This is a genomic window from Dyella jejuensis, assembly GCF_044904675.1.
Taxonomy (GTDB): domain Bacteria; phylum Pseudomonadota; class Gammaproteobacteria; order Xanthomonadales; family Rhodanobacteraceae; genus Dyella_B; species Dyella_B jejuensis.
On the sequence record NZ_JADIKJ010000011.1, the window covers coordinates 98,236 to 107,395 of the forward strand.

The following is a 9,160-nucleotide window of genomic DNA, read 5'->3' on the forward strand; positions in this document are numbered from 1 at the left end:
AATGGCAAGTTGTCTTTCGGGGCATCTTGATGTGTTTGGAGCCGGGGAAGGCGGTAGGCCTTTGACGGATGCAAACGTCAGAACTGCGTGGTGACTGTGCTCAGGGGTGAGGCAACAGCATGCAGATGGCCTGTGACCACAAGCATTAAATGGAGTAGCAGCTATGTTGATTCTGACCCGCAGGGTCGGTGAAACCCTGATGATCGGCGACGAGGTGACCGTCACCGTTCTCGGTGTTAAAGGCAACCAAGTGCGCATTGGCATCAATGCGCCCAAGAACGTGGCCGTACATCGCGAAGAGATCTACCAGCGCATCAAAGGCGAGAACGACGAAGGCGGCGCCTCGGGTGAATCAGGCGGTCATTGACCGCCTCTTTACCTCGAGGGCATTGGCCGGTATCCTCTCCGGCTCCGTGACACCACGGAACAAAATACGGAGAGATGCCCGAGAGGCCGAAGGGGCTCCCCTGCTAAGGGAGTATAGGGTCAAAAGCCTTATCGAGGGTTCGAATCCCTCTCTCTCCGCCAGTAATGCAAAGAGCGCCCCCGGGCGCTTTTTTGCGTTATGCGGGGAAACATTCTGCGGTTCGCCCGCTCGTCGGCCATGCGTCAATCCGCGCGTGCCGGAAGTCGTCCGACATAATCGGCGCGCGGGCGAATCAGGCTTCCGTTTTCCTGTTGCTCCAGTGCGTGTGCCAGCCATCCCGCCATGCGACCGGCCGCGAAGATGACCAGCGCGGCGTCGGCATCCAGATCGTAGGCCGATGTTATCGCGGCCAATGCGAAATCCAGGTTGGGACGAAGGCCACTTTGCTTTTGCATGACGTCGACCATTTGCCGGATGCGCGGTAAATGGCCGGGATGCGGTCGCGTTGCATCCAGGGCGCGCAGCAGCACGCCGGACCGCGGGTCACCTTCGACGTAAAGCGGATGTCCAAATCCCGGCAGCCTCTCGCCTCGTCGCAACCGCTCGCGAATACGTCTTTCCGGATGTTGCTCGCCTAGCATGTCCTGGATGAAGGCGTGCGCGCGCGCCGCCGCACCGCCGTGATGTGGCCCGGAGAGCGCGGCAAGCCCGGCGCAAACGGCCGCATGAAGGCTGGCCCCGGTCGATGCCGCGACGCGCGTGGCGAACGAGGAGGCGTTGAGTTCGTGATCCGCGCACAGCACCAGTGCACGCCGTACCAGTTCGCCAAGGCCCGGTTTCTCCTTGCGCCAACTGCCAGTCAGGTATTGGTGGATCGGCTGGCGATCCGGCTGCGTGCCGCCCAGCAGCGCGGCGGTTTCGCGCAACAACTGCGCCGCATAATCGCGGCGGTGGCGCGCGTCGGCGCTGTGCGAATGGACGGCATGCAAGGCCAGCAATGGCAACGCGGCCGCTGTGCGCTCAAGCGGCGGCAGATCGCGTTGACGCAATAGCGAAGCCACTGCTGGTGGCCACGATCTGCCTGGCTCGGCGGCGAAAGGGTCGTGGTTGCCGCAGTCCCACAGCAGTCGCGCTGCATCTTCCAGCGTGGCACCGGTTTCGGCCAGCGTGATGGCGGATGCGCCACGGTAATAATGTCCGAGCGGACGGATCAGCGAGATCCGCGTCTCCAACACCGGCAATCCCCACGTGAGGCTGTGCGCGGCTCCCCGGGCGGCGCCGCGCCCGGCTTGGCGGCGCTCGATCAGTCGCTCGATATCGCCACCGCTGTATTCGCGGCTGCGCCCGTCGGCACCCGGGCGCGAATCGATACGCCCGCGACTCACGTAGGCGTAGAGCGTGGCGAGACTGACGCCGAGGCGGGAAGCAGCATCCTGGGCGGACAGGTAATCGGTGCGCATGGAAATATATTGATCCTTTCGATCAAGATTGATCAATGTATTTTCGCGTGACACAGTGGTGTTCTGGCGTCATTGCTTTCCCCCTCGGCATGGCCAGGCAACCGAATCCATGGCGCTTGGGGCCGCTTACCGCGCCGCGACATGGCGGTCGCGGCACATCACTTACAATTCGCTGTTTCGGAGAACCAACATGACCCAGCCTGACTCCGCCGGCCGCCGCTTTCGCGCCGCGCTTGCCGCCGAAAGTCCGCTTCAGATCATGGGCGCGATCACCGCCTACGCCGGCCTGATGGCCAAGCGCGTCGGCTACCAGGCCTTGTACCTGTCGGGTGGTGGCGTGGCGGCCAATTCGCTGGGCATGCCGGATCTGGGCATCAGCACCATGGAAGATGTACTCACCGATGCGCGCCGCATCGTGGATGCCACGCAGCTGCCGCTGTTGGTGGATATCGACACCGGCTGGGGCGGCGCCTTCAATATCGCGCGCGCGATCCGCTCTTTCGTCAATGTGGGCGTGGCCGCCGTGCACATGGAGGATCAGGTCGGCCAGAAGCGTTGCGGCCATCGTCCCGGCAAGGAAGTGGTGACGAAGGACGAAATGGTCGATCGTGTGAAGGCGGCTGTCGATGCGCGCACCGATTCGGCCTTCGTCATCATGGCGCGCACGGATGCGGCGGCGGTGGAAGGTATCGATTCGGCGATCGAGCGCGCCTGTGCCTATGTCGAGGCTGGCGCGGACATGATCTTCCCCGAGGCGATGAAAACGCTGGAGGACTACCGTCGTTTCAGGCAGGCAGTGAAAGTGCCGATCCTTGCCAATCTCACTGAATTCGGCTCCACGCCGTTCTTCACTACCGACGAGTTGCGCAGCGCGAATGTCGATATCGCCCTTTATTGCTGTGGCGCTTATCGCGCCATGAACAAGGCAGCGCTGCATTTCTATGAAACCGTGCGCCGCGAAGGCACGCAGAAAAGCATCATCGATACCTTGCAGACGCGCGAAGAGCTTTATGACTTCCTTGGTTATCACGCCTACGAAGACAAGCTCGACCAATTGTTTGCAGGCAAGAAATAATCCATCCCTTCGGCTGCGGCAGTCCCCGCGGCCGTTGTTCAAGTACGCACCAGGAGCATGATCCGATGAGCGAGCAATCCACCGCCCCCAAGCCGAAGAAATCCGTTGCCCTTTCGGGCGTGGCGGCGGGCAATACCGCCTTGTGCACGGTTGGCCGCAGCGGCAATGACCTGCATTACCGCGGCTACGATATCCACGATCTGGCAGCCAAGGGCTGCTTCGAAGAGGTTGCCTACCTGCTGGTGCACGGTGTGCTGCCCAACTGGGCCGAGCTCAATGCCTATCGCGCCAAACTCAAGCGCCTGCGCGGCTTGCCGGCGCCGGTGAAGAGCGCGCTGGAGCTGCTGCCTGCCGCCACTCATCCGATGGACGTGATGCGTACCGGTTGTTCCGTGTTGGGCACGGTGCTGCCCGAGAAGGAAGACCACAACGTTACTGGCGCGCGCGATATCGCCGATCGCCTGATGGCGAGCTTTGGCTCGATACTGCTGTACTGGTATCACTTCAGCCACAACGGCAAGCGCATCGAAACCGAGACGGAAGACGAGTCGATCGCTGGGCATTTCCTCCATCTGCTGCATGGCAGGAAGCCGAGCGAACTGCACGCGCAGTCGCTGGATCGTTCGCTGGTGCTCTATGCCGAACACGAATTCAACGCCTCGACCTTTACCGCGCGCGTCATCGCCGGTACCGGTTCGGATATGTATTCCGCCATCACCGGCGCCATCGGCGCGCTGCGTGGCCCCAAGCACGGTGGTGCCAACGAAGTGGCGATGGAGATCATTGCGCGTTATCGCAATGCGACCGCCGCTGAGGCCGATATCCGCGCGCGCGTGGAGCGCAAGGAGATCATTATCGGCTTCGGCCATCCGGTATATACCGTGTCCGATCCGCGCAATGAGATCATCAAGGAAATCTCGCGCAAGCTCTGTACCGAAGGTGGCAACCCGAACCTGTTCGAGGTTTCCGAGCGCATCGAAAAATTGATGTGGGAACTGAAGAAGATGTTTCCCAATCTCGATTGGTTCTCGGCCAGTGCCTACCACATGATGGGCGTGCCGACGGCGATGTTTACCCCGTTGTTTGTGATTGCGCGTACATCAGGCTGGAGTGCGCACGTGATCGAGCAGCGCGAGGATGGCAAGATCATTCGCCCCAGCGCCAACTACACCGGCCCGGAAGATCAGGCCTATACGCCGATCGAAAAGCGATAATCGCTACCAAGATCACAAAAGGGGCTTAGTGCCCCTTTTTTTATGTCTGTGTGTGCGTGGAATGGATGGCATATATGCCACGCGCATGTTGGTCGCGAGGTCCTGGCTCGGCATGGTTGCGTTGTCTTCATCGCGATACGCAACAGTCGTCGTGCACCTATCTGACGCCATTGGCGGTCGCGCTTTCCATGATCTGTTTGAGATTGGATGAGGATTTCATCGTCTTCGTGTCGAGTACACGTATTGATGCATGCACGTTACTGAACGTTCCGCATCGAGCGCAGGTTCTTGTCGCGCACGGCGCCTGCATGCGCAAAAAAATGCCGCGGTTTGCACGGTGCGTGCACATTGGCGATCTCTAGTATCGAAGCAGGGGTGTCCGCTCATCTTCATGAACGAGTTGAGACCGCTCAAGACGCGCGCTGTGCAAAAAGAAAGCCCGCGTTACGTAAAAAGCCAAGGAGATTCCACTATGCGTTGCACCGCCCCATCTCATATTTGCCGCCGCGTTTTGTGCGTTGCGCTTGCGTTAGCCAGCGGCACGGCCTTTGCCGACGATACGGATTCGAACGTTTCGCCCGCGCTGGATCGAATCAGTCTCTGGCTTGGTGGTTACTACGCCGACAGCAGCACGACGATCGGCGCCGGACTGAACAATCCCAACGTCAACGGTAAGCTCAATCTCCAGCGCGATCTCGGGTTTCCCACGCACGAGACCTCGCCGCGCGTGCGCTTCGACTTCCTGCTCGGCGACAGCCAGGGTTTTTCCTTCGACTATTACCGAATCGATCAGTCGCGAACCAAGTCACTGAGCAGCGCGATCGGTTTCGAGGGGAACACTTATGATGCTTCTGCGTCTGTCACCGGCCGGGTCAATTTCGACTTCGGCAGTGCTGCCTATAAATGGTGGTTTGGCCACGAAAACGATGTGTTCGGCGTCGGTGTCGGCGCGGCATACTACCGAGTGCATGCTGGCATCAGCGGACAGGCGTCGCTGACCGGACCGCTGGTCGGGCAAGCGTCCACCTATGCATCCGCCTCCACCACGGATAGTGCCTGGGCCCCAGAACTGCAGCTTGGCTGGCGGCATGCCTTCAGCAATAACGTGCGCATGTACTTCAACGCTTCCGGCGTCAAAAAGAACGGTAGCCATCTTGGGGGCCATATCTATGACGCTGCGCTCGGCGTGGAATGGTTCCCGTGGCAAAACCTCGGTTTTGGCGCGGAATACGATTACACCCGTATCGATATCCGGCAGGAGCATCACGACTACAACGATTACCTGGCGATGCGCATGGACGGTCCTTCGGTGTTCCTGCGACTGCGTTTCTGACAGGCACGTTCCGCGGCCGGCTGGCACATACGGCGCAGCCGGCCGCTGACGCTCAAAGGCCTTCGGCTCGCATCGCGGCGGTCACGCCTGCGTCGTCGTGCATGCGCTTGGCGAATGCATCCAAGTGGTGCAGGCCCTGGAGGTCCACCTGCTTGCCTTTGGCCCAGCGCAGCACGACGTACAGGTAAGCATCCGCGACCGATCGATGGCCCGTGAGCCATTCGCGGCCGGCCAGCTGCGCATCCAGTCGTTCGAAGTGGGCGCGCAGCTTCTGGCGTGCCGATTCATGCAGCGCCGCATGCTGGGCCTCATCGGCGATAAAGCGTTGCGCTGCGAACAGCGGCTTGAAGGCAGGGTGCACGTCGGCGTTGAGAAAGGCCAGCCAGCGATTCACTTCTGCGCGCTCGCGCGGTGAACCTTGACCATCGAGCCTGGCTTCCGGAAAGCGATCCATCAAGTAGTTGAGGATGGCGACATTCTCGGTCAGCACCCAACCATCGTCATCGACAAGCGCGGGCACTTGTCCGGTCGGGTTGATCTGCAGGTATTCGGGCGAACGCAAGGCATCGCGCGCTACCTGTTGCGCTTCATAAGGCTGGCCGATCCATTCGAGCACGATGTGATCGGCCATCGAACACGCGCCGGGCAGGTAGTAGAGCTTCATGGCAAGTCCATGTCAGGGAATAGCTTCATAGTGTCGTGTGCGCGAAACCTTTGCTCAAGTAGCACGATGGCGGCGATTGACCAGATAGCGCCCGCCACAAATCGCAATGACAAAGCCGATTTCCAGCACATGCTTCATCCAGCCATGGCTTTCGAACCACGCAAGCCACGCTTTTTCATGGCTGATCATGCGACCAGCCGTCCAGGCGACCGCGGCGGCTCCGGCATACACGACGATCGGAAAACGCTCGACCAAGCGGAGGATCAGGGTGGAACCCCAGACCACCAGCGGAATGCTGATGAGCAATCCGATCACGACCAGGCCCATGTGGCCCTTTGCGGCACCGGCGATCGCCAATACGTTGTCCAAGCCCATCAGCGCGTCGGCGAGCACGATCGTGCGCAACGCGGGCCAGAAGTTCGCGGCGGTAGCCACCGCATGCGTGTTCTCCGGCTCGGGCTTCAGCAGCTTCCACGCGATCGGCAGCAGCAGCAAACCGCCAAGCAGCATCAATCCGGGCAGTTGGAGCAGGTAGACCACCAGCACGGTGAGCAACATGCGCACTGCCACTGCGCCGAACGTACCCCAGAACACGACCAGCTTTTGCAAGCGTCGCGGCAGATCCCGGGCAGCCAGGGCAATGACGATCGCATTGTCGCCGGCCAGCACCAGATCAAGCAGGACGATGGTCAGCAGATCCGAAAGCAGATGAGTGGGGATGGCCATGCGGGTTCCTTTACGCGCGGGACTCAAGCGACGACGCCGGACGCGCGTGGCCCGGCGTTATCGCAAAAGTCTCGTTCGCGGCTCACGCCGCCGCGGCGTCCGGAGCGAAGCCTCGCTCGTGATGACGATCGCCGCACGGACGCGGTGCGTCCGGAACTACTCCCCTCTGGGATGATGGGCTGGATTCTGGGAGGGAAGCGGGTAGGGGTCAAGTTCGCGTGCTGGAGCACGGTGCGTAATGCGTGTGCATCAGGCTTCTTTCCCGCCGCAAGTGATGTGTCTGAGCGTTCCCCAAGTCCCGCCGCCCGTTACAATGGGCGTTTCCCCTATACGCGAGAGCCCTGCCATGAGCGCGCACGACATCCGTTCCGCCAAGCGTCCCGACCCCGATCAGCCGTTGGTTGACATCGCCAACTACGTTGCGGATTACCGGATCGACTCGACCGAGGCCTACGACACCGCGCGCTACATGCTGCTCGATTCGCTGGGAACGGCCATGCTGGCGATGAAATTTGCGGAATGCGTAAAGCATCTGGGCCCGATCGTGCCGGGCGCAACGCTCCCTGGCGGTGCGCGCGTGCCGGGCACCAGCCACGAACTGGATCCGGTACAGGCGGCGTTCGCGATCGGTACGCAGATCCGCTGGCTGGATTTCAACGACACCTGGCTGGCTGCCGAATGGGGCCATCCTTCGGACAACCTCGGCGCCATCCTCGCCGTCGCCGATTACCTCAGCCGCCAGGCCGAACGCGAAGGCGGCAAGCCGCTGACCGTGCGCGATGTACTGTCCTACGCCATCAAAGCGCATGAAATCCAGGGCAGCTATGCCTTGCTCAACAGTTTCAACCGTGTCGGCCAGGATCACGTCATCCTGGTACGGCTGGCGTCCACCGCGGTAACCACGGCCATGCTCGGGGGCAACAAAGAGCAGATCACCACGGCCGTCTCGCACAGCTGGATCGACAACGGCGCACTGCGCACCTATCGCCATGCCCCCAATACCGGCCCCCGCAAAAGCTGGGCCGCGGGCGATGCCTGCCGCCGCGCGGTAATGCACGCCATCAACGCGGTGTATCGCGGCGTAGTAGGTTATCCGTCGGCGCTCAGCGCCAAGACCTGGGGCTATTACGACGTGGCCTTCAAAGGCAAGGCGTTCGAGTTTGAACGACCATTCGGCAGCTACGTCATGGAGAACGTACTGTTCAAGATCAGCTTCCCGGCCGAGTTCCATGCGCAGACCGCCGTGGAGTGCGCCATGCAGTTGCATGCCCAGGTAGCGGGCAAGCTCGATCAGATCGAGAAAGTGGTGATCGAAACGCAGGAGGCCGGATGCCGCATCATCGACAAGACCGGCCCGTTGGATAATTACGCCGACCGCGATCACTGCATCCAGTACATGGTGGCCGTCCCGTTGATCTTCGGTCGCCTTACTGCCGACGACTACAACGATGATGTGGCTGCCGACCCGCGTATCGACGCCTTGCGCGACAAGATGGTAGTCAGCGAGAACCCACAGTTCACCAAGGATTACTTCGACCCCGAAAAGCGCTATATCGGCAACGCAGTGCAGGTGTTCTTCAAGGACGGCAGCAGCACCGAGAAAGTGTCCATCGATTACCCGATCGGTCACCGCAAGCGTCGTGGCGAGGGTATTCCGGTGCTGCTCAAGAAGTTCGAAGCGGCGCTGCGCGGCCACCTGCCCTCGCACAAGGTCAAGGCCATCCTGGAATCCACTGCTGATCCGGCCAAGCTGGACGCAATGCCGATTCAAGCATTTATGGGCCTCTTCACATTGTAAAGACAATGTGAGAAGAAAATTCAGGGAGAATTAGCCCGACATTTTGCAAATCGTTTAGTTTTTGTTAAAGTGGTGCAAGCGGGTACAAATGCGTCGCATGATTTTTTGGTTATCCGTCATTTATTGCGCATAACAAAAAGCGATTTTCATTCTTGGCGGGATGAAATGCCCTAATCATTAAGAAGAGGAGACACCTGATGAAACGTAAGGGCCTGTATTTTCTGATCGCTCTTGCCCTGGGCGGCGTAGGTGCCGTTCACGCGCAGGACAACACCGCCGCCGCTGGCAGCAGCACCGATACGAGCGGTGCGCCGGCGTGGCCAAACGGCTTCGACGACCGCTGGTACGTCGCACCGACGGTGGGCGGTTACTACAACGACACTGACCGCAACACGCGCAGCCGCCAAGTTTTCTACGGTTTGTCGGTGGGTAAATTCATCAGCCCGAACGTTTCGGTTGAACTGTTCGTGGACCGCACCAAGCGCGATGCCGATTCGGCGGTGTTCGGCCAGGGCAACAAGTG

The 9,160-nt window shown here is 60.6% G+C and carries 8 protein-coding genes, 1 tRNA gene and 1 pseudogene; 7 read left to right on the forward strand and 3 right to left on the reverse strand.

What is annotated here, in order from left to right; all coding sequences use genetic code 11:
- Window positions 1–163 precede the first annotated feature (163 nt).
- Both csrA and ISP15_RS11075 read left to right on the forward strand, forming a co-directional pair.
- Entirely contained in the window at window positions 164–367 is a 204-nt protein-coding gene (gene csrA, locus ISP15_RS11070; RefSeq protein ID WP_404547383.1) for a carbon storage regulator CsrA, read from the forward strand.
- A 68-nt stretch (window positions 368–435) separates the two neighbouring features.
- A tRNA-Ser gene (locus ISP15_RS11075) sits at window positions 436–528 on the forward strand.
- An 81-nt stretch (window positions 529–609) separates the two neighbouring features.
- On the opposite strand, the gene ISP15_RS11080 is transcribed toward ISP15_RS11075, so the two are convergent.
- Window positions 610–1,827, reverse strand: a complete 1,218-nt coding sequence (locus tag ISP15_RS11080; protein ID WP_404547384.1) for a citrate synthase family protein — start codon at window positions 1,825–1,827, stop codon at window positions 610–612.
- Window positions 1,828–2,017: 190 nt separating this feature from the next.
- Between ISP15_RS11080 and prpB the strand changes: the two genes are divergently transcribed.
- From prpB to ISP15_RS11095, 3 genes are all read left to right on the forward strand, one after another.
- On the forward strand, window positions 2,018–2,902 hold the full coding sequence (gene prpB / locus ISP15_RS11085) for a methylisocitrate lyase (RefSeq protein WP_404547385.1): 885 nt from the start codon (window positions 2,018–2,020) through the stop codon (window positions 2,900–2,902).
- Between the two features lie 65 nt (window positions 2,903–2,967).
- The gene (gene prpC / locus ISP15_RS11090) at window positions 2,968–4,116 is read left to right on the forward strand and encodes a bifunctional 2-methylcitrate synthase/citrate synthase (RefSeq protein WP_404547386.1); all 1,149 of its coding nucleotides are present in this window, start codon (window positions 2,968–2,970) and stop codon (window positions 4,114–4,116) included.
- A gap of 472 nt (window positions 4,117–4,588) precedes the next feature.
- Entirely contained in the window at window positions 4,589–5,449 is an 861-nt protein-coding gene (locus ISP15_RS11095) for an autotransporter outer membrane beta-barrel domain-containing protein (RefSeq protein WP_404547387.1), read from the forward strand.
- 52 nt (window positions 5,450–5,501) lie between these two features.
- Here the strand turns inward: ISP15_RS11095 and ISP15_RS11100 are convergent, their stop codons facing one another.
- Window positions 5,502–6,113, reverse strand: a complete 612-nt coding sequence (locus tag ISP15_RS11100; RefSeq protein ID WP_404547388.1) for a glutathione S-transferase N-terminal domain-containing protein — start codon at window positions 6,111–6,113, stop codon at window positions 5,502–5,504.
- 54 nt (window positions 6,114–6,167) lie between these two features.
- Window positions 6,168–6,839 carry a YjbE family putative metal transport protein gene (locus ISP15_RS11105; protein WP_404547389.1) on the reverse strand — a complete coding sequence of 224 codons (672 nt, stop codon included), beginning with the start codon at window positions 6,837–6,839 and terminating at the stop codon, window positions 6,168–6,170.
- A gap of 346 nt (window positions 6,840–7,185) precedes the next feature.
- Here ISP15_RS11105 and ISP15_RS11110 point away from each other — a divergent pair, with 346 nt between their 5' ends.
- Both ISP15_RS11110 and ISP15_RS11115 read left to right on the forward strand, forming a co-directional pair.
- Complete coding sequence (locus ISP15_RS11110) at window positions 7,186–8,637, forward strand: bifunctional 2-methylcitrate dehydratase/aconitate hydratase (protein WP_404547391.1); 1,452 nt, start codon at window positions 7,186–7,188, stop codon at window positions 8,635–8,637.
- 197 nt (window positions 8,638–8,834) lie between these two features.
- Window positions 8,835–9,160, forward strand: a pseudogene (locus ISP15_RS11115) (OmpA family protein); the annotation flags it as partial.

Excerpts from the sequence above, each read along its gene's own strand:
- csrA (WP_404547383.1), top strand. The coding sequence starts at position 164 with ATGTTGATTCTGACCCGCAGGGTCGGTGAAACCCTGATGATCGGCGAC.
- ISP15_RS11080 (WP_404547384.1), bottom strand. The coding sequence starts at position 1,827 with ATGCGCACCGATTACCTGTCCGCCCAGGATGCTGCTTCCCGCCTCGGC.
- prpB (WP_404547385.1), top strand. The coding sequence starts at position 2,018 with ATGACCCAGCCTGACTCCGCCGGCCGCCGCTTTCGCGCCGCGCTTGCC.
- prpC (WP_404547386.1), top strand. The coding sequence starts at position 2,968 with ATGAGCGAGCAATCCACCGCCCCCAAGCCGAAGAAATCCGTTGCCCTT.
- ISP15_RS11095 (WP_404547387.1), top strand. The coding sequence starts at position 4,589 with ATGCGTTGCACCGCCCCATCTCATATTTGCCGCCGCGTTTTGTGCGTT.
- ISP15_RS11100 (WP_404547388.1), bottom strand. The coding sequence starts at position 6,113 with ATGAAGCTCTACTACCTGCCCGGCGCGTGTTCGATGGCCGATCACATC.
- ISP15_RS11105 (WP_404547389.1), bottom strand. The coding sequence starts at position 6,839 with ATGGCCATCCCCACTCATCTGCTTTCGGATCTGCTGACCATCGTCCTG.
- ISP15_RS11110 (WP_404547391.1), top strand. The coding sequence starts at position 7,186 with ATGAGCGCGCACGACATCCGTTCCGCCAAGCGTCCCGACCCCGATCAG.